Consider the following 18,977-nt stretch of genomic DNA (forward strand, 5'->3'; position numbering starts at 1 on the left):
CCGCGTCGTCGGCGATACCCCACCACGTCTCGCGGTCCAGCACGTCGCCGTCGAGGAAGAGCATCGTGTCGAGGTCCGGACTGACCAGGTGGCCCGATATCTCCACGTCGTCGCCGGTGTTGCCCACCACCGTCGTCTCGGCCACGGGGAACACCTCGTCGGCCCCGGACAGCAGTTTGGGCGTCCCCGTCCCGCCCGCGAGAAACGTCGTCATGAGTCGTCGTTGTGTGGTTGCGGGCTTGTATCTGCCCCTCGACCGGTCGGCCTTGCGACTGCCGGCCATCACGCCTACAGTGGGGGCGGGAGTGTCGCCCGGTATGTCGCTCGAAACCTATCGGCTCGTCGTCGACGAGACGGAGACGACCGACGAGATGACGGTCGACCTCTACGACGAGGACGACCTGCTCGAAGCCTCGACGCGGGTCCCGTACGAGGAGTTCGGTCTGCTCGCCATCCGCGACGAGGACCGACCGGACCCCATCGAACACGAGACGACGGCCGACGTGATGACCGTCTCGCTCGACATCCAGCGCCAGCAGGGAGCCTTCGAGATTCGTGTGCTGGGCGACACCGACGAGCGCCTGCTGACCGAACGCGTCACCGACAGCGACTGGAACCTCGCCGCCGCGGAGTAGGCGTTCGATGTCGGCCGAGCGACCGGCCGACGGAACGGGACGCCTTTGCCCTCGGAGGCGAACGTCGGCGCATGAACACGGTCAAGGACGGCGTCCACGACCACATCGCCCTCGACCCGCTCGCCGAGGCGCTGGTCGATACGCCTGCCTTCCAGCGACTCCGCCACATCAAACAGCTCTCGACGGTCCGACTCGTCTACCCCTCCGCGAACCACACGCGTTTCGAGCACTCGCTGGGCGTCTACCACCTCGCCAGCCAGGCACTCGACTCGCTGGGCGTCCGCGACGAACGAGCACGGCACGTCCGGGCGGCGGCCGTCCTCCACGACATCGGCCACGGGCCGTACGGCCACCAGACCGAGGACGTCATCATGCGCCACACCGGCGAACACCACGACGAGATTCACGACCTGCTCTCGGGAACCGAGGCCGCGGCCGCCCTCCGCGACCACGACTGCTCGCCCGAACGGGTCGCGGATCTCGTCGCGGGTGACGGCGAACTCGGGCAACTCGTCTCGGGTGAACTGGACGTCGACCGGATGGACTACCTCGTCCGGGACGCCCACCACACCGGCGTCCCCTACGGCACCATCGACACCGGCCGACTCGTCCGGCAACTGCGTGTCCGCGACGGTGAACTGGTGCTCGCGGAGGGGAACGTCCAGACCGCCGAGTCGATGCTGCTGGCCCGGTCGCTCATGAACGGCGTCGTCTACCGCCACCACGTCTCGCGTATCGCGGGGGCGATGCTCGAACGCGGGGCCGAGCGCATCGTCGACGGCGGCGTCCCCATCGAGGCGTTCCGGCGGTTCGCCGACCACGACCTGCTGTTCGCGCTCCGTGAGCACGCCCCGACGCTCGGCCGGCGCATCGAGGAGCGCGACCTGTTCAAACGCGCGCTCTGGGTCGGTCAGGAGACGGTCCCCGCCGGTGTCGCGGAGTTCCCACGCGAGTCGATTCGAGAGGCGGAAGCGGACGTGGCGGAGCGAGCGGACGTCCCCGAGGAACAGGTACTGCTCGACGTGCCCTCGCTCCCGTCGATGCGGGAGGCGAACGCACGCGTCGTCGTCGGGGGGGTCGTCCAGCGCCTGGAGACAGCCTCCGAACTGGTCGCGGCGTTGCGAGCGGGCGAGCGGTCACGGTGGCGACTCGGCGTCTACACACCGGGAGAGCACGTCGACGACGTGGCGAGCGCGGCACGGGACGTGCTCGGTATCGCCGAGAAGGACGCGTGAGGGCCGCCGTCGGGTCGGGGAGCGACGTCTCGTCCCCTCGCCGGCCAACCGAGTCAGTGCGGTTCGGCGATGCCCTGTATCCAGACGATGCCGACGTGGATGGCGACGAGCGCCGTCATCAGGAACGGGAACACGAACACGTGCAGGATGTACATCCGCTGCAGTGTCGACTGGCTCAGCGAGAACCCACCGAACAGCAACTGCGCGACCCACTCGCCGACGAGTGGGACGGAGAGGAACAGTTCGACGCCGATCTGTCCGGCCCAGAACGCCAACTGGTCCCACGGCAGCAGGTAGCCGCTGTAGCCGAACAGCAGCAGTAGCGAGAGCAGGACGATCCCGAGGATCCAGTTGAGTTCGCGTGGCTCCTTGTACGCGCCGGTGAAGTAGACCCGCAGCATGTGCAGGAAGACGGCCGCGACCATCACCTGTGCGGACCACCGGTGGACGGACCGAAGCAGGAACCCGAGGTTCAACTCCGTCATGATGAACGTGATGGACTGGTAGGCGACGGTCACGTCACCGTCCACACCGGCCGGTGCGGTCGACGGTGAGTAGTAGAACCCGAGGAGTGCCCCCGAGATGGCCGCGACGACGTACGCGAGTATCGAGAACGACCCGAGGGCGTACAGCGGGTACCAGTACCAGAACTTGTTGTCCAGGTTGTACTGTTCGGTGTGGCTCTTCGGCAACTGGAGGTTCGTCCGGTAGTAGAGCGTCTCCAGCGTCTCGACGTAGTCGACGAGACGGAAGCGCCGGTCGAACCAGAGGAGCACCGTCAGATACCCCCGTTCGACCGGCGAGAGGTCGCGGCTCTTCATCCAGCCGCCGTGGTCGTGGTTCGGTCGCTTCGGCCTCGGGTAGCTCATCGGCCACCCCCCGCTGCTCCCGTGACCCTCGGCTCAGTCCGTCGCATGCGCCTCCTCCGTGGAGCGTGGCTGAGCACGAACGTCCCACGCGGTCCGCCACTCGCACGCGCCGACGAGCGCGAGCCCCCAGAGCACGGACAGCGCCGACCACGTCGTGGGGAGGCCGGAGGTGATGGGGTCGAACACCGACGCCACGGGGAGCGTGACGGCCAGCAGTGCTGCCCCGTAGGCGGCGAACCGACGACCACGGGTCTGGACGGCGGCCAGCGCGGCGAGGCCGAGGACGTTGCGAGTGGTCGACGGCTCCGGTGTCGTGTGTGCGTGTGATACCATGACGGCCAGAGATAGCCCGAACGTCAGCATAATGATATTTAGTGAAACTCTTTCACGCCGTGCAACCCCCCCTGTCGCCCGCCCCCCCAGAGCGAGGAGGGGGAGCGTGAACTTCGGCCCTCTCCGTTTCGAGTCAACCTCCGGACAGGTATTTACCCGCGGACGCTCTACCCCGTGCAGTCATGGGCGACCCGAGTCCACTCGACGACGTGGAGTTCCTCGCCCGGTCGGGCCACCGCGTCGAAGTGCTTCGGACACTCGCCTCGGGACCACGGACACGGCCGGAGGTTCACCGAGAGACGGGCGTCTCACAACCGACGCTCGGCCGCATCCTCGGGTCGTTCGAGGAGCGTCACTGGGTCGAGCGACGGGGGTCGGAGTACACCCTGACACCGTCCGGGACGCTCGTCTGGGAACAGTTCGACGACCTGCTCGACACCGTCGAGACCGCCCAGCGTCTCGCGGACGTGGTCGAGTATCTCCCGACGGACGAACTCGGGTTCGACGTTCGGGAACTCGCCGAGGCGACGATTACGACGCCGGTGCCGGGTGACGGCCTCCGCCACCTGCGGCGACTGGAGGAGGTCGTCTACACGGCCGACGTGGTGCGGAACGTCGCTCCGACCGCGCCGCCCGGCGCACGGGCCGACTTCGAGAACCGGTTCGAGGCGTTCATGCGAAGCGACCAGCAGGTCGAGGCGATCGTCTCGACGGGGGCGCTACGGGTGTCGGCCGACGCCGAGATGATGGGGCGGTTGCGGACGGCCCTCGGAACGAACCGCGTCGACCTCTATCGCTACGACGGGCCGGTGCCGGTCATGCTCGCACTCGTCGACGGCACCGCCGTCCTCGCACCGCTCGACGACGACGGTGTCCCGACGGCGACCATCGAGAGCGACGACGAGGCCGTCCGCGCGTGGGTGGCGTCGAGACTCGACGAGTACCGCGAACGGGCGACGAGAATCTCTCCGGACGACCTGCCGTCGTGAGGAGACGACGGACGGCCTCACGAGAGCGCCGACGGTCGGAGGAGTGCGACGGTTTTTAAGCGAACCCGACCCAACGCCGACCAATGATTTCCATCAAGGACAGCGTCCACGACCACATCGAGGTCGACGGCGTGGCCGAGGCGCTCCTCGACACGCCCATCGTCCAGCGACTCAGGCGCATCCGACAGCTAGGGACCGTTTCGTTCGTCTATCCCTCCGCGAACCACACCCGCTTCGAGCACTCGCTGGGCGTCTACCACCTCGCGGACCGTGCCCTCTCGAACCTCGACATCGAGGGGGCGAACGCCGACCGCATCCGGGCGGCGGCGCTCCTCCACGACACCGGTCACGGCCCGTACTCGCACAACCTCGAAGACCTCATCTACCGCCAGACGGGTCGCTACCACGACGAGATAGACGACCTGCTGACCGAGGGGCAGGTCGGCGAGGTGCTCCGGGAGTACGGCCTCTCGCCGTCGGCCGTCGCGGACCTCGTCCGTGGCGACGGGAAGTACGGGCAGTTGGTCTCGGGGGAACTGGACGTCGACCGGATGGACTACCTCGTCCGGGACGCCCACCACACCGGCGTCCCCTACGGCACCATCGACACCGGCCGACTCGTCCGCGAACTCGACTTCACCGAGGGCGAACTCGTCCTCGGCGAGGGCAACGTCCAGACGGGCGAGTCCCTGTTGCTCGCGCGGGCGCTGATGAACCCGACCGTCTACAGCCACCACGTCGCCCGCATCTCGAAGTCGATGCTGCGTCGGGCGGCCGAGGGCCTGCTCCGGGCGGGGGCGACCGACGCGTGGGAACTGCGACGGATGGACGACCGGGACCTCACCGTGGCTCTCCGCCAGTGCGAGGAAACCGCCGAGTACGCCCGTCGTCTCGACACGCGGGACCTCTACAAACGCGCGGTGTGGGCGGAGTTCGACGCCGTCGACGACGCGCTCATCGACGCCGACCACGACACCATCCGCGAGTACGAACGCGACGTCGCCGACGAGGCCGACGTCGACCCGGAGCACGTCGTCCTCGACATCCCGTCGCGGCCCTCCATCCCCGAGTCGACCAGTCGGGTCGTCGTCAACGGCCAGGTGCGCCGCCTGCGTGACCAGTCGACCCTGGTCCAGGCCGTCCTCCGCGTGCAGGAAGACCAGTGGCGACTCGGCGTCTACGCCCCCCGCGACGTGACCGAGCGGGTCGGTCACGCCGCCGAGCGCGTCCTCGGACTCGACCTCGACGCGCTGGTCAGCGACATCCGTGGCTCGCGCCCCGCGACGCTCGACGAGTTCGAGGGACACTGAGATGCCGGCCAGTCACACACCGGCCGGCGACCCGGACGTGGTGACGACGACGGGCGAGACGGTCCTCGAAGGCACCGTCCTCCGTGGTCGTGAGTTCGACCCCGTCGAGGGGAGAGTCGTCGTCGAAGACGGCGAAATCGTGGCTCTCGAGGAGGACCCCGTCGAGTCGGACGGTATCGTCCTCCCCGCGTTCGTCAACGCCCACACGCACAGCGGTGACTCCATCGCCAAGGAGGCCGGCGGTGGTCTCTCGCTCGAAGCACTCGTCGCGCCGCCCGACGGTCTGAAACACCGCCTCCTGCGTGCGGCCGACGGCGACGAACTGGTCGCCGGGATGGTCCGCTCGCTGCGGTACATGGAGCGCTCGGGGACCGGCGCGTTCCTCGAGTTCCGGGAGGGTGGCGTCGAGGGCGTCGAACGGCTTCGCCGGGCGCTCGACGGCCTCTCGCTCGACGCGACGGTTTACGGTCGCGGTGATAGCGAGGTGCTGGACGTGGCCGACGGCTACGGCGCGAGCGGCGCGAACGACACCGACTTCACCGAGGAACGGGCGGCCGCTCGTGCGGCCAACAAACCGTTCGCCATCCACGCCGGCGAGGTGAACGCCAGTGACATCGACCCGGCGCTCGCGCTCGACCCGAACCTGCTCGTCCACATGGTCCACGCCGACGAGAACCACCTGCGGCGGGTCGCCGACGCCGGGATACCGGTCGCGGTCTGTCCGCGCTCGAACCTCGTCACGGACGTGGGGCTGCCGCCCGTCGAGGACCTGCTGGAGCACACCACCGTCGCGCTCGGGACGGACAACGTCTTCCTGAACGCGCCGTCGATGTTCCGCGAGATGGAGTTCACGGCGAAACTCTACGACGTCTCGGCGACCGAGGTGCTGGCGATGGCGACCCACGCCGGCGCGGACGCGGCGGGGCTGAACTGCGGCGTCGTCGAACCGGGCCGCGACGCGCGACTGCTGGTGCTCGACGGCGACTCGGACAACCTCACCGGCGCACAGGAGGTCGTCCGCGCCGTGGTGCGGCGGGCGGGGACGAGCGACGTCGAGCGGGTCGTGCTCGCGTAGCCGGTCTCCTACTCGTCCGGCTCCGAGACCGGCCGCAGATGCTCGCAGTCGCCCGCGCTCACGCGAACCGTCTCGCCGTCGTCGCGTCGGACGACGAGCGTCCCCGGTCGCTCGACGTCGACCGCCTCGCCGACCACCTCGCCGCCGGGCGTCTCGACACGGACGCGCTGGCCGAGCGTCAGCGCCAGTTCCCGCCACGCCGGGACCACCGCGTCCAGGTCGGCTCGGAGCGCGTCGAACTCCGAGAGCAGGCGCTGGACGAACGCTCGCCGGTCGACGGCCCCTGTCTCCGCGCGGACGCTGGTCGCGCCGTCGGGAAGTCCCTCCGCCGTCACCTCGGCGTTGACGCCGATGCCGACGACCAGCCAGCCCACGCGGTCGGCCTCCCCCTGCATCTCGGTGAGGATGCCCGCGAGTTTGGCGTACCGGGTCTCGTCCCGTGGGGCGACGACGTCGTCGGACTCCGTCCGACTGGCAGTCGTCCCACGGGGGACGACGACGTCGTTCGGCCACTTGATGTGGGCGTCGACGCCCTGTTCGCGGGCGGCACGGGCCGTCGCCACCGCCGCGGCGAGCGTGAACAGCGGTGCGTCCCGAATCGGAACGTCGGGTCGGACGACGAGGCTCAGGTAGACACCACCCGGCGGAGCCTCCCACGAGCGGTCCAGTCGACCGCGAGCACCAGTCTGTGCGTCGGCGACGACGACCACCTCCTCGGCTCCGTCCTCGGCGAGTTCGCGGGCACGGCGGTTCGTGGAGTCGATACTGTCGTGTGACTCGACGGCGAACGGTGCGTCGAGGCCGAGCGACAGCGACAGTTCGTGGAGCGGTGGCATCGCGTCGAGCGTGTAGCCCGCGCCCCCGCTCGTCACCTCGAAGTCGTCCTCCCGGAGCGCCTCGACGTGTTTCCAGACCGCGTTCCGGGAGACGTCGAGGCGCTCGGCGAGGGCGGGACCGGACACCGGTCCGTCGGCCAGCGCGTCGAGCACTCGCAGGCGCGTGTCGTTCATACCGTCGCTTCCGCCGGTCGGGCAATGAGGCTGTTCGTCTGCGGTCCCTGCCGTCCCGTCGTCACGTTCAGCGCCTCGGGGACCCACGCCGGCCGTTCGACTGACGTGTTCCCGACGTCCGCGAACCGGAGTTCGTACGTCCCGGCGACGGGTATCGACGGGCCGCTCGCCGACGCGTTGCCCGTGTACTCGATGCGGAGCAGGCGAATCCGACCGTCCGGTTCGACGACGAGCGTCTGGTTCCACGTCTCGATGCTCGTCAGTCGCTGCGTGAACGTACTGAACAGTGCCGGCACCTCGGCGGTGTGGACGCGGTAGGCCGTCGCGTTCGCCGTCGTCTCGCCCGTACGCATCGACGCGAGCAGGGAGTAGAGCCGTTCGCGGAAGACGGCGTCCCGTGGCGGCGACCCGGCGACGTACTCGACCCCCGCCTCCGACGAGAGTCGGCGGACGGCGACGGTGTCGTTCGTCCACACCTCCTCGACGCCACCGGTCGCGGCGAAGAAAGAGACCGTCCGCTCACCGTAGACGGTCCGCGCGTACGTCTCCCCCGGCGCGTGGCGGACGGTCTGGTCGAACCGACTCATCACCGTGCCGTTCCGGTAGCGGACGACCGACGCCAGTCGTCGGGTGAAACTCCGGGCCTCCAGCGTCTCGGCGTGTCCGTCCGCCACCTCGATGGGGTCGGAGAGACCGTTCCGACCGACTCCGGGCGGCCGGTCGTCCATCGGGTGGTCCGTCGGGACGGCCGCTGGCGTCGGCCCGTCCGGGGCACCGTCGCCACCGGGTGCCGTCACGCCGCCACAGCCAGCGACGACGACGGCGAGGACGAGCAGTGCCGAGTGGCCCGTTCGCATACCGGACGGTCGGCCAACCTGTGAAAAAAGCGTTCCGCCGATGCGACGCTCAGAACGGGACGTCGTCGGGGTCGAAGCCGCGGCCCTCCGCGGAGAACGTGTCGCTCGTCTCCGCCTGGACGCGCTGAATCTCCGGAATCTCGCGCGGGAGTCGCGCTTCGAGCGCCTGAATCGTCATCGGCGAGACGCCACAGCCTTCACACGCGCCGCCGAGCGCGATGGTGACCGACCCTTCTTCGACGTCCAAATCCAGAATCTCGTGGCTTCCGCCGTGGCCCTCTATCTGCGGGAAGTTCCGCATCAGGAACTGGGTGATGCGCTCGCGGAGGTCGTTCTCGTCGACTGCGGAGGCGTCACTACTCATTGTCGAACCCAGGTGCCGACGCGGTTTAGCGTCGGCGGTCGGGCGGTGGTCGGGTGCTGTGCTGGTGCGGTCGGATCTGGTGAGTCGTGCCGTGAGCGAGAGAGCGATAGCGAACGAGCGAGCGGGGTGAGGACCGAACGGAACGCTCGAAGAGCGTGCAGAGAGGGACGAATCCTTCTGGTCCAGCTTTTGCCAAGGAGCCGCTGACGGCCGAAGGCCGTCAGCACGCGACTGCAGCAAAAGGTGGTGGTGACTAATCGATGACGACCAGCACGTCGCCCATGTTGACCGACTCCCCCTCGCCGATGGCGACTTCGGTGACGGTGCCGGAGCGTTCGGCGACGACGTCGTTCTCCATCTTCATCGCTTCGAGGACACAGAGCACGTCGCCCGCGTCCACCTCGTCGCCCTCACTGACCCCGACGGAGAGGATGGTACCCTGCATCTCCGCCGTGACGCTGTTGCCGGCGGCGCTGGACGACGACCCGCCCGAGGAGCCGCCCGAACCGCCCGAGCGCTTCTTGGGCGTGCTGCCGGAGCCACCACCGGACCCGGCGGCCGCGACGGCCAACTCGCCGCGCTCTTCGAGCGACACTTCGAAGCGCTTGCCGTTGACCTCGACGGTGAACTCGCGTTCGACGACGTCCTCGTCGTCCTCGCTCGCGTCCGAGGCCGACCCCCACTTCTCCTGGGCCTCCTCGATACGCGAGGTGTCGAGTTCCTCGTCGAGGTAGTCCGTCGTGTGGGTGCCGGCGACGAACTGCTCGTCGGTGAGCATCAGGCGGTGGAACGGGACGATGGTCGTGACGCCCTCGATGTTGTACTCTTCGAGCGCGCGTTTCGAGCGCGCGATGCACTCCTCGCGGTCCGACCCGTAGACGATGAGTTTGGCGATCATCGAGTCGTAGTCGCCGCCGATGGTGTCACCCTGTCGGAGCGCGTCGTCCATCCGGACGCCGATACCGCCCGGCGGGTCGTACGCCGTCAGTTTACCCGTCGCGGGCGCGAAGTCGTTGGCGGCGTTCTCCGCGTTGATACGGAACTCCATCGCGTGGCCCTCGATGTCGACGTCGTCCTGCGAGAAGTCGAACGCCTCGCCGGCGGCGACCCGAAGCTGCCACTTCACGATGTCGATACCCGTAATCTCCTCGGTGACGGTGTGTTCGACCTGGATGCGGGTGTTGACTTCGAGGAAGAAGAACTCCCCGTCGGCGACGAGGAACTCGACGGTCCCGGCGTTCCGGTAGTCGGCCTCGGCGACACCCTGCCGGGCGGCCTCGCGGATCTCCTCGGCCATCTCCTCGTCGAGTGCGGGCGAGGGGCCCTCCTCGATGACCTTCTGGTGGCGGCGCTGGAGCGAGCAGTCGCGCTCGCCGAGGTGGCGGACGTTGCCCGAGTGGTCGGCGATGACCTGCACCTCGATGTGACGCGGGTGGTCGAGGTAGCGTTCGAGGTAGACGGAGTCGTTGTCGAAGTACGCCTCGCCCTCGCGTTTGGCCGTCTCGAACTGGTCTTCCGCCTCGCTCTCGTCCCAGACGACCTTCATCCCGCGACCACCGCCGCCGCCTTCCGCCTTGATTGCGACGGGGTAGCCGTACTCCTCGCCGAACTGCTTCACTTCCTCGGCGGACTCGGCGGGGTCGGTCGTCCCCGGAACGATGGGGACGTCGGCGGCCTGCATCACCTTGCGCGCCTTCGTCTTCTCGCCCATCTGTTCCATCGACTCGCTGGCCGGGCCGACCCAGGTGACCCCCTCCGTCTCCTCGACGAGGGCGGCGAAGTCGGCGTTCTCCGCGAGGAAGCCGTAGCCGGGGTGGATAGCGTCCGCGCCGGCCTGCTCCGCGGCGTCGACGATAGCCTCCTGGTCGAGGTAGGAGTCCGCGGCGCGCGCCGGGCCGACGTTGTACGCTTCGTCCGCGTACCTGACGTGTCCAGCGTTCTTGTCCGCCTCGGAGTAGACGGCGACGGTCTCTACGCCGAGTTCTTCGCAGGCGCGCATGACGCGCACCGCGATCTCCCCTCGGTTCGCCACGAGTACCTTGTCGAACATTCTTGGAGTCCACTATTCCCAACGGCTACGTGTTTCTATCGGTCCAGGGCGTTCGGCCACGACCGTCACCCCTCCCCACGACCGACCGGGCGGTTCGCCGCCACCGTGTCGTCGGGCGTTATTTGGTCGTCGCCGTCGACCGTCCGAGCGATGCAGGTCATCGGGCATCGTGGCTGTGCCGACCGTGCCCCCGAGAACACGCGACTCGCGGTTCGTCGGGCGGCCTCGCACGTCGACATGGTCGAGATCGACGTCCGGCGCTGTGGCTCCGGCGAACTCGTCGTCGTCCACGACGACCGTCTGCGGCGACTGACCGGCGCGCGCGGCCGGGTCTCCGAGACGCCCTACTCGCGCCTCCGGTCTCTCAGGGTGCTGGGGAGCGAACAGTCCATCCCGCTGCTCGCGGACCTCCTCGCGGACGTCCCCGACGGCGTCGGCGTCAACGTCGAACTGAAACACGCCGGAATGGCCGCCGACCTCCTCGCGGTCCTCGACGGCGTGGACAACGAGGTACTCGTCTCCTCGTTCGAGCGGGCAGCGCTCCGGGAGGTCGGCGAACACGCCGACCTGCCGCTCGCGTTCCTGTTCCACCAGGAACTCAAGCGACTCGGGCGGGACTGGCGACACGGTCTCGCTCGTGCGCGGCACCTCGACTGTGCGGCGGTCCACCCCTCGGTCGGACTGTGTGAGGACGCCCCCGAGCACGTCGCCGCCGCCCGCGACGAGGGGTTCACCGTCAACGTCTGGACGGTCAAACGGTCCGCGACCGCTCGACGACTCCACGAGATGGGCGTCGACGGTCTCATCGTCGACGACTGGGCGGTCGTCTGAGACGCGACACGGCACCGAGGCACGGAAACCGTTACCACGGTGCTCGCCGACCGACCGGTATGGAGGAACACGAGACGGCGGCGGACGCCGCCCGGTCGAGCGGGCGGGTCGTCGCCATCCACGTCGCCCCCGAGTCGGCCGCCCCCGTCGAACCCCGCGACCGGGTCGAGGCCGTCGCGGACCGCGGCCTGCGTGGCGACCGGTACTTCGCGGAGGCGGGGACGTTCTCGCAGTCGGCCAGCGAGACGCCGAAGCACCTGACGCTCATCGAACACGAGGCGCTGGTGGCCGTCGAGGACGACTACGACGTCGCCGTCGCCCCCGGCGAACACCGCCGGAACGTCACCGTCGAGGGCGTCGCGCTGAACCACCTCGTCGGCGAGCGCTTCCGGGTGGGCGACGCCGTCTGTGAGGGTGTCGAACTCTGTGAACCCTGTTCGTACCTCGAGCGGTCCCTGGAGAAACGTGGCATCAGGGAGGCGCTGGTCCACCGCGGTGGCCTGCGCGCTCGCGTCGTCGAGTCCGGCGAGATAGCGACCGGCGACGGCGTCACCTCGGTCTGAACGCCGCCAACGGGGGCGGGAGCGCCCGCAGTCAGAACCGGTCGGAACGGCCCGAGGCCGCCCACGCGTCGCGCGGCGCACTGCTCGGGACACGACGGCGACGCCCACGCCGGCCCGTCGCTTCGAGGCGGCCGGCGTACGCCCAGCGTTCGCCGTCCCACGTCGCCTCGCCGTCGTCGCTCGCGGCGGCCGCGGCGGCCGCCTGCGCACGCAGGTGCGCACGGACGGCGGCGACGATGGCAGCGGCTTCCTCCGCGTCGGCGTCGGCCAGTCCGCCGAGTTCGGCCTCCATGGTCAGAGCGGGATGTTACCGTGTTTCTTCGACGGGGCGTCGACGCGCTTGCTCCGGAGCATCTCCAGGTCGTCGATGAGTCGTCGCCGCGTCGCCGGCGGTTCGAGGACGTCGTCGACGTACCCCCGGTCGGCGGCGGTGTAGGGGTTGGCGAACTCCTCGCGGTACTCGTCGATGAGTTCCTGGCGGCGCGTGTCGGGGTCGTCGGCCTCGTTCAACTCGCCGCGATAGAGGATGTTGACCGCTCCCTGCGGGCCGACGACGGCGATCTCGGCGGTGGGCCACGCGTAGTTGACGTCCGCGCCGATGTGCTTGGAGGCCATCACGCAGTACGCCCCGCCGTAGGCCTTCCGGGTGATGACGGTCATCAGGGGGACGGTGGCCTCGCTGAACGCGTAGAGCAGTTTCGCACCGTGCTTGATGATGCCGTTGTGCTCCTGGTCGGTACCGGGCATGAACCCCGGCACGTCGACGAACGTGACGATGGGGACGTTGAACGCGTCACAGAACCGGACGAAGCGCGCGCCCTTCAGCGAGGCGTCGATGTCGAGCGTCCCCGCGTTGGCGCGTGGCTGGTTGCCGACGACGCCCACCGAGTGCCCGTCGAGGCGGGCGAACCCGACGACCATGTTCCGGGCGTAGCTCTCCTGGACCTCGAAGAAGGAGTCCCGGTCGAGCACGCCGTCGATGACCTCGTGCATGTCGTAGGGCTTCTGTGGACTGTCCGGGACGATGCCGTTCAGTTCCTCGTCGGCCCGGTCGGGGTCGTCCCACGGGTCGACGCGCGGCGGGTCCTCGACGTTGTTCTGTGGCAGGTACGACAGCAGGTGTGCCACGTCGTCGAGCGCCGTCTCCTCGTCGGGTTCCGAGAAGTGTGCGACGCCCGAGGTGCCGGTGTGCGTGCCCGCGCCGCCGAGTTCGTCGAAGCCCACCTCCTCGCCGGTGACCGTCTCGATGACGTCCGGGCCGGTGATGAACATGTGGCTGGTGTCCTCGACCATGAACGTGAAGTCCGTGATGGCCGGTGAGTAGACCGACCCGCCCGCACACGGTCCCATGATGGCCGATATCTGCGGGACGACGCCGCTGGCCTGCTGGTTGCGGTGGAAGACGTCCGCGTAGCCACCGAGGGCGGTCACCCCCTCCTGGATGCGTGCGCCCGCCGAGTCGTTCAGACCGACGATGGGGGCACCGACCTCCATCGCCTTGTCCATCAGTTTGCACTGCTTCTCGGCGAACACCTCGCCGAGCGACCCGCCGAAGACGGTGAAGTCGTGGGCGAAGACGAAGGTGGTTCGCCCGTCCACCTCGCCGTAGCCGGTGACGATGCCGTCGCCGGGTATCTGGCGGTCTTCCATCCCGAACTTCTTCGCCCGGTGGGTCCGCAGTTGGTCGAGTTCCCGGAACGTGCCGTCGTCCAGGAAGTAGTCGATGCGCTCGCGGGCGGTCATCTTGCCCTTGTCGTGCTGGGACTCGATGCGGTCCTCGCCGCCGCCGAGTTCCGCGCGGGCCTTGCGCTCGCGTAACTCCTCGATGCGCTCCTCCATCGTCATTGATTGTCGGTGGTTCTCCGACTCGAAGCAAAAGGATACCGGGAGCGGTCGAACCGGCCGCCCCCCCCCCGCACGGCACCCGCGAGGTGAACGCCTAACCGACAGCCGAGAGGAGCGCCAGACATGTCTGATACGGCCGAGGACGACGGGCGACTGCCGCCACTCGTCGACGTCCGGGACACGCTCGACGACATCGAACGGGAGGCCGACGACGGTGACGACTCCGGGGGGAGAAACGAGGACGGGGACCGCTCCGCTCGGGAGAACGCCGGCGAGGACTGACCGGGAGGGGCACTCGCGTTCCCGCCCGAGCCTACTTCTGTCGGCTGTTTCCGATGAGGAGCGTCTCGCTCACGAGACTGTCCATCCCGCGACGGATGCGTTCGGAGACGGCCTGGTGTGAGAGGTCCAGGTCCTCGCCGATGGCGTCGAGGTTCGTCTCGCGCGGGACCCGGAAGTAGCCCCCTTCACACGCCGCTTCGAGTGCGGCGAACTGCCCCTCGGTGATGCCGTACTGTCCGGCGGGTTCCTCGTCCATCTCGTAGACCTTCCGGATGTCGAAGGTGACGTCGTTCTCCGTACAGTAGTCGTAGGTCTTCGAGAGTTCGTCGTGGGTCGGGTAGAGCAGTCGGAGCGACCAGTGTTCGGCGTCGCTGGCCACCTCCGCGTCGAGCAGAGTCGCGTGCGAGTCCAGCAGCATCTGGAGGACGAGGTGGACGCGGTCGGTCCAGCGCATCCGGTAGAGCCACTCGTCCTCGAGGTCGACGAGCAGTTCCGCCTCCTCGGTCGACGGGTCGTCTTCGAGCGCCGCTTGGACCGCCGCTCGCTCACCACCTCGTCCCCAGATGACGGGGACGACCTCGTCCTCGGCGGACTGGACGATACGCCCACCGTTGAACTCCACGTCGGGCACCGCCGAGAGCGTCTCTTCGAGTGCGAACTCCGCCACGGGAACCCGACCGACGACGACGACAGCCATACTCCGCGGGTCGGAGAGCGGTGGCAAAGCGTTGGGGGTTGCGGAAGCAGGCACGCTCGAACCGCACGGCATTTGCCGTGCCACGTCTACCGTCCCCCGTGGAGAACGTCACCGACCGGACGAACAACCCGTTCGGCATGCGTCCGCCCTGTGAGCAGTACGTCCCCGGGTACGGCGACGCCAACGCCGCCTTCCACGTCGTCGGCGACCACCCCGGCGTCCACGGCGGGGCGTCGCGTCCGGACGGCGGAACGACGACGGCCGAGACGGCCCCGACCGACGAGGACGACGGGACCGGCCTCGACGGCAGCGGCGTCCCGTTCACGAACGACGCCGGAGTGCGCCTCCAGCGGGCGCTCGTCGAGGCCGGACTGCTCGACGAGGCCGGTCCCCGACCGACCGTTCGCGGGACGTTCCTCTCGTACCTGCACATGTGTGTCCCCGACGGGACGCCGACCGAGCGTGAGTACGCCGAGATGGAGCGGTACTTCGACGCCGAGTTGCGTGCCATCGCCGCTCACGTCCTCCTCCCGGTCGGCGAGCGTGCGACGCGCCACGTCCTCTCCGAGTACACCGCGCAGGCCGCCAAGACCGACGACGACGTGGCCGCCCTCCACGGCACCGAGATACGGGGGAGCGGCTTCCTCGTCTACCCCGTCCGCGACCCGAGCGAGTGGGACGACGGCGACGAGGAGCGACTCGTCCAGGCGCTCCGGGCGCTCCAGTCGACTGACTTCCGCCGCGAGGTCGACCTCGGTCGGTTCCTCCCCGGCGAGGACACCTGGCGCGTCCGCTGACGACCCTTCGGCGTGCAGACGGCGCTCCGACTATCGCGTGTGGACGTGGGTCGTGGTGCATCCGCGGTGAGTCGGGCGGAGAGCGACGGGGCGACAGCGGCGACGGGGCGAGCGTCGGTCAGAGCATCGTACCGCCCACGTAGAGCGCCCCCGTCGCCACGCCGGCGACGAGCAGCGAGAAGACCGTCACCTTCGCCGCCGAGACGGTGTCGGCCCGTCGGTTCGCCGACGCGGTCACCCGTCCCGAGTCGCCGCCGGACCCGGTGAAGTCATAGCGGCCGCGGAGGGCGAACCGCACGCAGAACTGCGTCCGTGCCTGAATCGAGAACTCGACGGCCAGCGCCAGCGGCGCGAACGCGCCGAGGACGAGACCCGTCGGTGCGTCGGTGACGACGAGCGCGGCGAGGTAGCCGAGCGTCACGAGCGCCCCGACTGCGGCGTATCGGTAGCGTCTGCGCTGTTCGGTTCGGCCGATGTTGCAGACGCCGGGTCGGTACTCGGTCCGGTCGTCCGAGCGCGAGTCGTCCGCCGTCGCTCGATACCGGGCGCTCGGGGATACCATGTCTTCGAACGTAGGGGGCTGGACGGTTTACGTCACTCGCCACCGGCAGGGCGTCCGGCGCGGGTCGCCGGAGAGTCGGAGCGACGACCGGACCGACGGCGTGGCCCGGCTACAGACCGGGCGGGACGATGAAGTAGTCGCCGGCCTCGGGCGTCAGGAACAGGTCGTAGAAGTTCAGGCCGACGACGACGAGGATGGCGAGCAACACGACGGTCCGGAGGCTCCAGAGCCAGACCATCGGGAGCAGCGTCCCACCGCTCGTCCCCTGTCGGAGTTCGTCGACGGCCTCGCCGCCGAGCTCCCAGCCGACGAACAGCACGACCAGCAGGACGACGACGGGGAGGAACAGCGAGACGCTGATACCGTCGAACCAGGTGAGCCACGCCGTGTCGAGCGCCGAGGGGACGCCGAGCAGGAAGACGACGCCGCCGAGGCCGGCCGCGGTGGGCGCACGCGGCAGCGCGTAGTTGTCCACGAGATACGAGACGACGGCTTCGAGCAGGCTGATGGACGAGGAGATGGCCGCGATGAGGACCGTCCCGAAGAACAGTGCGCCGACGACGCGTGCGGCCAGCCCCGGCAGGTCGACGAGCGCCGTGGTGACGCCGATGAACACCGCACCCGCGCCGCCGCTCCCGCTGACGAGACTCCCCTCGCCGCCGATGGTGATGCCCGCGGCGAACAGCAGCGGGATGACGACGAGGCCCGCGAGGAAGCCGACGAACGAGTTCGAGACGGCGATGGTGAGGCCGTCGGCGGGCAGGCTGTCGTCCTTCGAGAGGTACGACGCGTACGTAATCATCACCGCGAACCCGACCGAGAGGCTGAACAGCGCCTGTCCCGCCGCGGCCGGAACGACCGTCGTCCAGTTCTCGACGACGGTAGCGAAGTCGGGTGAGAGGTAGAACTCGTAGCCCGCGCCCGACCCGGGGAGGGTGAACGCGTAGACGGCCAGCCCGAGCAACAGGACGACGATGCTCGGCACCATGAACTTCGTCGCCAGTTCGATACCGTCCTCGATACCCAGCGCGACGATACCCGCCGTGACGAGCATGAACAGACCGTGGAGCGCGACGGCGTCGAGGCCCGTCGCCGCCACGTCGGTGAAGTACGTCTGTGGCTGGTCGAGGACGACGCCGGAGGCGAAGCCGTAGATGAACCGGAGGACCCACCCCCCGACGACGCTGTAGTACGACAGCGTCCAGAACGAGCCGAGGACGCCGATGGCACCGACGAACGCCCACTGTGGGCGGCCGAGCTTGTTGAACGCCTCGATGGCGTTGATGTTCGCCCGCCGGCCGACGACGAACTCCCCGAGCAGTGCCGGGATGCCGATGACCAGCACTGCGACGAGATAGACGAGGAGGAACGCCGACCCGCCGTTGGTCGCCGTCTGGAACGGGAACCGCCAGATGTTCCCCAACCCGACGGCACTCCCGATAGCCGCGAGGATGAACCCCGCACGCGTCGCCCACGTCTCACGTTCTACCATGTGTGCGGTGTGGCGACTCACGGCCTCACAATAAACGCCACGGTAGTTTCCCGACGACGTTCGTGCCACCGAGGCGACGAGTCGTCCGTATTCCGGCGTGTCGTTCAACTGTCGTGTGATTCACGGCACTGGGTCGGACGGCGAGAAGCGACGGGTGACCCCCGGCCCGTTCAGGGTTCGACGACGAGTTTCCCGAGGAACGACTCCTCCATCACCGTCCGGTGGGCGTCGGCCGTCTCCGCCAGCGGGAACGTCTCTGCGACTTCGGGGACGACCTCACCCGCGACGACGAGGTGGCCCAGTCGGTCGAGAATCGGCCCGTACGCCTCGACGTTGAACATCGACATCACCTGGAAGTCGAGGTCCTTCGACTTCGCCGGCCCCAGCGGGATGCGGGCCTCGTCGCTCGTGTTGCCGATGCCGACGATGCGCGCGCCGTGGGCGGCGACTCGCGCGTCGAGCGGGAAGTACTCGTCCATGAACGTGTCGAGAATCACGTCGGGCGCGCCGGCCTCCGCGATGGCCGATTCGAGGTCCTCGCGGTGGTAGTCGAGGACGACGTCCGCCCCCAGATCCCGGAGGTGGTCGTGGTACTGCTCGCTGGCGGTCGCCACGACCCGTGCGCCCGTCGCCTCGGCGAGTTGGACGGCGACGTGACCGACGCCGCCGCTCGCACCGTGGACCAGACACGTCTCGGCGGGTTCGAGGTCGGCGTACCCGACGAGCGCCCGCCACGCGGTGACGCCGACGAGTGCGACGGCCGCCCCCTCGTTGAACGACACGTCGTCGGGCAGCACCGCGACGTGGTCGACGGGGGCGACGACCTGTTCGGCGTGACTCCCCTGGACGGTCCGGCCGAGGCCGGTTCCGAACACCCGGTCGCCGACCGTGAACGCCTCCACACCGGGACCGACCGCACCGACGACGCCCGCGAGGTCCGACCCGGGAGTCCACGGGAGTTCGGGGACGGGGTACGCGCCGGTCCGGAAGTAGGTGTCGACGGGGTTGACGCCGGCGGCGTGGACGTCGACGAGGACCTCGCCCTGGCCGGGGTCCGGCGGGTCGACGTCGTCGACCTGTAGTACGTCGGGACCACCAGTCTCGTGGTAACGAACTGCGTGCATACCGGGAGGTCGTCGCCCCGTGGCAAAAGCGTAGGTGGCGCGAGTGAGGTCAACAGT

General features: G+C 69.0%; 22 protein-coding genes. 9 read left to right on the plus strand and 13 right to left on the minus strand.

The genetic code is table 11. From position 1 onward, the window contains the following. A partial coding sequence (locus tag GQS65_RS14770) for a 2-phospho-L-lactate transferase CofD family protein (protein WP_199268479.1) occupies nucleotides 1-214 on the minus strand: 214 nt, incomplete at its 3' end. 103 nt (nucleotides 215-317) lie between these two features. On the opposite strand from GQS65_RS14770, the gene GQS65_RS14775 reads away from it, so the two are divergent. Together GQS65_RS14775 and GQS65_RS14780 are read left to right on the plus strand one after the other, a co-directional pair. Next, a complete protein-coding gene (locus GQS65_RS14775) occupies nucleotides 318-635 on the plus strand; it encodes a hypothetical protein (RefSeq protein ID WP_158205403.1) in 318 nt (105 codons plus the stop codon). Nucleotides 636-706: 71 nt separating this feature from the next. Then, entirely contained in the window at nucleotides 707-1,870 is a 1,164-nt protein-coding gene (locus GQS65_RS14780) for an HD domain-containing protein (RefSeq protein ID WP_158205404.1), read from the plus strand. Nucleotides 1,871-1,923: 53 nt separating this feature from the next. Here GQS65_RS14780 and GQS65_RS14785 read toward each other — a convergent pair whose 3' ends face one another. Both GQS65_RS14785 and GQS65_RS14790 read right to left on the minus strand, forming a co-directional pair. Beyond that, nucleotides 1,924-2,739 (minus strand): cytochrome b, encoded by an 816-nt coding sequence (locus GQS65_RS14785; RefSeq protein WP_158205405.1) that lies wholly within the window; start codon nucleotides 2,737-2,739, stop codon nucleotides 1,924-1,926. A 33-nt stretch (nucleotides 2,740-2,772) separates the two neighbouring features. Further along, nucleotides 2,773-3,072, minus strand: a complete 300-nt coding sequence (locus GQS65_RS14790; RefSeq protein WP_158205406.1) for a hypothetical protein — start codon at nucleotides 3,070-3,072, stop codon at nucleotides 2,773-2,775. 182 nt (nucleotides 3,073-3,254) lie between these two features. On the opposite strand from GQS65_RS14790, the gene GQS65_RS14795 reads away from it, so the two are divergent. From GQS65_RS14795 to GQS65_RS14805, 3 genes are all read left to right on the plus strand, one after another. Beyond that, the gene (locus tag GQS65_RS14795; RefSeq protein WP_158205407.1) at nucleotides 3,255-4,061 is read left to right on the plus strand and encodes a helix-turn-helix transcriptional regulator; all 807 of its coding nucleotides are present in this window, start codon (nucleotides 3,255-3,257) and stop codon (nucleotides 4,059-4,061) included. Nucleotides 4,062-4,144: 83 nt separating this feature from the next. Beyond that, the gene (locus GQS65_RS14800; protein ID WP_158205408.1) at nucleotides 4,145-5,371 is read left to right on the plus strand and encodes an HD domain-containing protein; all 1,227 of its coding nucleotides are present in this window, start codon (nucleotides 4,145-4,147) and stop codon (nucleotides 5,369-5,371) included. A gap of 1 nt (nucleotide 5,372) precedes the next feature. Further along, entirely contained in the window at nucleotides 5,373-6,446 is a 1,074-nt protein-coding gene (locus tag GQS65_RS14805) for an amidohydrolase family protein (RefSeq protein WP_158205409.1), read from the plus strand. Nucleotides 6,447-6,454: 8 nt separating this feature from the next. On the opposite strand, the gene GQS65_RS14810 is transcribed toward GQS65_RS14805, so the two are convergent. From GQS65_RS14810 to GQS65_RS14825, 4 genes are all read right to left on the minus strand, one after another. Then, on the minus strand, nucleotides 6,455-7,456 hold the full coding sequence (locus GQS65_RS14810; protein ID WP_158205410.1) for a biotin--[acetyl-CoA-carboxylase] ligase: 1,002 nt from the start codon (nucleotides 7,454-7,456) through the stop codon (nucleotides 6,455-6,457). Beyond that, on the minus strand, nucleotides 7,453-8,313 hold the full coding sequence (locus GQS65_RS14815; protein WP_158205411.1) for a hypothetical protein: 861 nt from the start codon (nucleotides 8,311-8,313) through the stop codon (nucleotides 7,453-7,455). Before GQS65_RS14815 ends, GQS65_RS14810 begins: the two co-directional genes overlap by 4 nt. Before the next feature lie 49 nt (nucleotides 8,314-8,362). Further along, on the minus strand, nucleotides 8,363-8,677 hold the full coding sequence (locus tag GQS65_RS14820) for a NifU family protein (protein WP_158205412.1): 315 nt from the start codon (nucleotides 8,675-8,677) through the stop codon (nucleotides 8,363-8,365). Nucleotides 8,678-8,930: 253 nt separating this feature from the next. Next, nucleotides 8,931-10,727 carry an acetyl-CoA carboxylase biotin carboxylase subunit gene (locus GQS65_RS14825; RefSeq protein ID WP_158205413.1) on the minus strand — a complete coding sequence of 599 codons (1,797 nt, stop codon included), beginning with the start codon at nucleotides 10,725-10,727 and terminating at the stop codon, nucleotides 8,931-8,933. Between the two features lie 150 nt (nucleotides 10,728-10,877). Here GQS65_RS14825 and GQS65_RS14830 point away from each other — a divergent pair, with 150 nt between their 5' ends. Together GQS65_RS14830 and GQS65_RS14835 are read left to right on the plus strand one after the other, a co-directional pair. Next, complete coding sequence (locus GQS65_RS14830) at nucleotides 10,878-11,558, plus strand: glycerophosphodiester phosphodiesterase (protein ID WP_158205414.1); 681 nt, start codon at nucleotides 10,878-10,880, stop codon at nucleotides 11,556-11,558. 59 nt (nucleotides 11,559-11,617) lie between these two features. Then, entirely contained in the window at nucleotides 11,618-12,121 is a 504-nt protein-coding gene (locus GQS65_RS14835; protein ID WP_158205415.1) for an MOSC domain-containing protein, read from the plus strand. A gap of 31 nt (nucleotides 12,122-12,152) precedes the next feature. On the opposite strand, the gene GQS65_RS14840 is transcribed toward GQS65_RS14835, so the two are convergent. Next, complete coding sequence (locus tag GQS65_RS14840; RefSeq protein WP_158205416.1) at nucleotides 12,153-12,413, minus strand: acc operon protein; 261 nt, start codon at nucleotides 12,411-12,413, stop codon at nucleotides 12,153-12,155. A 2-nt stretch (nucleotides 12,414-12,415) separates the two neighbouring features. Next, the gene (locus GQS65_RS14845) at nucleotides 12,416-13,960 is read right to left on the minus strand and encodes an acyl-CoA carboxylase subunit beta (protein WP_158205486.1); all 1,545 of its coding nucleotides are present in this window, start codon (nucleotides 13,958-13,960) and stop codon (nucleotides 12,416-12,418) included. A 129-nt stretch (nucleotides 13,961-14,089) separates the two neighbouring features. Here GQS65_RS14845 and GQS65_RS14850 point away from each other — a divergent pair, with 129 nt between their 5' ends. Then, nucleotides 14,090-14,248, plus strand: coding sequence for a hypothetical protein (locus tag GQS65_RS14850; protein ID WP_158205417.1), 159 nt, complete (start codon nucleotides 14,090-14,092; stop codon nucleotides 14,246-14,248). 31 nt (nucleotides 14,249-14,279) lie between these two features. On the opposite strand, the gene GQS65_RS14855 is transcribed toward GQS65_RS14850, so the two are convergent. After that, nucleotides 14,280-14,945 (minus strand): helix-turn-helix domain-containing protein, encoded by a 666-nt coding sequence (locus GQS65_RS14855; RefSeq protein ID WP_158205418.1) that lies wholly within the window; start codon nucleotides 14,943-14,945, stop codon nucleotides 14,280-14,282. A gap of 98 nt (nucleotides 14,946-15,043) precedes the next feature. On the opposite strand from GQS65_RS14855, the gene GQS65_RS14860 reads away from it, so the two are divergent. Continuing rightward, nucleotides 15,044-15,742 (plus strand): uracil-DNA glycosylase family protein, encoded by a 699-nt coding sequence (locus GQS65_RS14860; protein WP_368280247.1) that lies wholly within the window; start codon nucleotides 15,044-15,046, stop codon nucleotides 15,740-15,742. Between the two features lie 118 nt (nucleotides 15,743-15,860). Here GQS65_RS14860 and GQS65_RS14865 read toward each other — a convergent pair whose 3' ends face one another. The 3 genes from GQS65_RS14865 to GQS65_RS14875 form a co-directional block, all read right to left on the minus strand. Beyond that, nucleotides 15,861-16,304: a hypothetical protein gene (locus GQS65_RS14865; RefSeq protein WP_158205419.1), complete on the minus strand. Its 444-nt coding sequence runs from the start codon at nucleotides 16,302-16,304 to the stop codon at nucleotides 15,861-15,863. Between the two features lie 109 nt (nucleotides 16,305-16,413). After that, entirely contained in the window at nucleotides 16,414-17,796 is a 1,383-nt protein-coding gene (locus GQS65_RS14870) for a sodium-dependent transporter (protein WP_158205420.1), read from the minus strand. 170 nt (nucleotides 17,797-17,966) lie between these two features. After that, the gene (locus tag GQS65_RS14875; RefSeq protein WP_158205421.1) at nucleotides 17,967-18,920 is read right to left on the minus strand and encodes an NADPH:quinone reductase; all 954 of its coding nucleotides are present in this window, start codon (nucleotides 18,918-18,920) and stop codon (nucleotides 17,967-17,969) included. Nucleotides 18,921-18,977: the final 57 nt, after the last annotated feature.

Origin of the sequence: Halomarina oriensis (assembly GCF_009791395.1) — an archaeon.
GTDB classification, from domain to species: Archaea; Halobacteriota; Halobacteria; order Halobacteriales; family Haloarculaceae; genus Halomarina; species Halomarina oriensis.

Coding starts and splice junctions, on each gene's coding strand:
- GQS65_RS14840 (WP_158205416.1), bottom strand. CDS start 12,413: ATGGAGGCCGAACTCGGCGGACTGGCCGACGCCGACGCGGAGGAAGCC.
- GQS65_RS14780 (WP_158205404.1), top strand. CDS start 707: ATGAACACGGTCAAGGACGGCGTCCACGACCACATCGCCCTCGACCCG.
- GQS65_RS14800 (WP_158205408.1), top strand. CDS start 4,145: ATGATTTCCATCAAGGACAGCGTCCACGACCACATCGAGGTCGACGGC.
- GQS65_RS14850 (WP_158205417.1), top strand. CDS start 14,090: ATGTCTGATACGGCCGAGGACGACGGGCGACTGCCGCCACTCGTCGAC.
- GQS65_RS14820 (WP_158205412.1), bottom strand. CDS start 8,677: ATGAGTAGTGACGCCTCCGCAGTCGACGAGAACGACCTCCGCGAGCGC.
- GQS65_RS14835 (WP_158205415.1), top strand. CDS start 11,618: ATGGAGGAACACGAGACGGCGGCGGACGCCGCCCGGTCGAGCGGGCGG.
- GQS65_RS14815 (WP_158205411.1), bottom strand. CDS start 8,313: ATGCGAACGGGCCACTCGGCACTGCTCGTCCTCGCCGTCGTCGTCGCT.
- GQS65_RS14775 (WP_158205403.1), top strand. CDS start 318: ATGTCGCTCGAAACCTATCGGCTCGTCGTCGACGAGACGGAGACGACC.
- GQS65_RS14875 (WP_158205421.1), bottom strand. CDS start 18,920: ATGCACGCAGTTCGTTACCACGAGACTGGTGGTCCCGACGTACTACAG.
- GQS65_RS14805 (WP_158205409.1), top strand. CDS start 5,373: ATGCCGGCCAGTCACACACCGGCCGGCGACCCGGACGTGGTGACGACG.
- GQS65_RS14865 (WP_158205419.1), bottom strand. CDS start 16,304: ATGGTATCCCCGAGCGCCCGGTATCGAGCGACGGCGGACGACTCGCGC.
- GQS65_RS14795 (WP_158205407.1), top strand. CDS start 3,255: ATGGGCGACCCGAGTCCACTCGACGACGTGGAGTTCCTCGCCCGGTCG.
- GQS65_RS14830 (WP_158205414.1), top strand. CDS start 10,878: ATGCAGGTCATCGGGCATCGTGGCTGTGCCGACCGTGCCCCCGAGAAC.
- GQS65_RS14790 (WP_158205406.1), bottom strand. CDS start 3,072: ATGGTATCACACGCACACACGACACCGGAGCCGTCGACCACTCGCAAC.
- GQS65_RS14810 (WP_158205410.1), bottom strand. CDS start 7,456: ATGAACGACACGCGCCTGCGAGTGCTCGACGCGCTGGCCGACGGACCG.
- GQS65_RS14855 (WP_158205418.1), bottom strand. CDS start 14,945: ATGGCTGTCGTCGTCGTCGGTCGGGTTCCCGTGGCGGAGTTCGCACTC.
- GQS65_RS14825 (WP_158205413.1), bottom strand. CDS start 10,727: ATGTTCGACAAGGTACTCGTGGCGAACCGAGGGGAGATCGCGGTGCGC.
- GQS65_RS14870 (WP_158205420.1), bottom strand. CDS start 17,796: ATGGTAGAACGTGAGACGTGGGCGACGCGTGCGGGGTTCATCCTCGCG.
- GQS65_RS14785 (WP_158205405.1), bottom strand. CDS start 2,739: ATGAGCTACCCGAGGCCGAAGCGACCGAACCACGACCACGGCGGCTGG.
- GQS65_RS14845 (WP_158205486.1), bottom strand. CDS start 13,960: ATGGAGGAGCGCATCGAGGAGTTACGCGAGCGCAAGGCCCGCGCGGAA.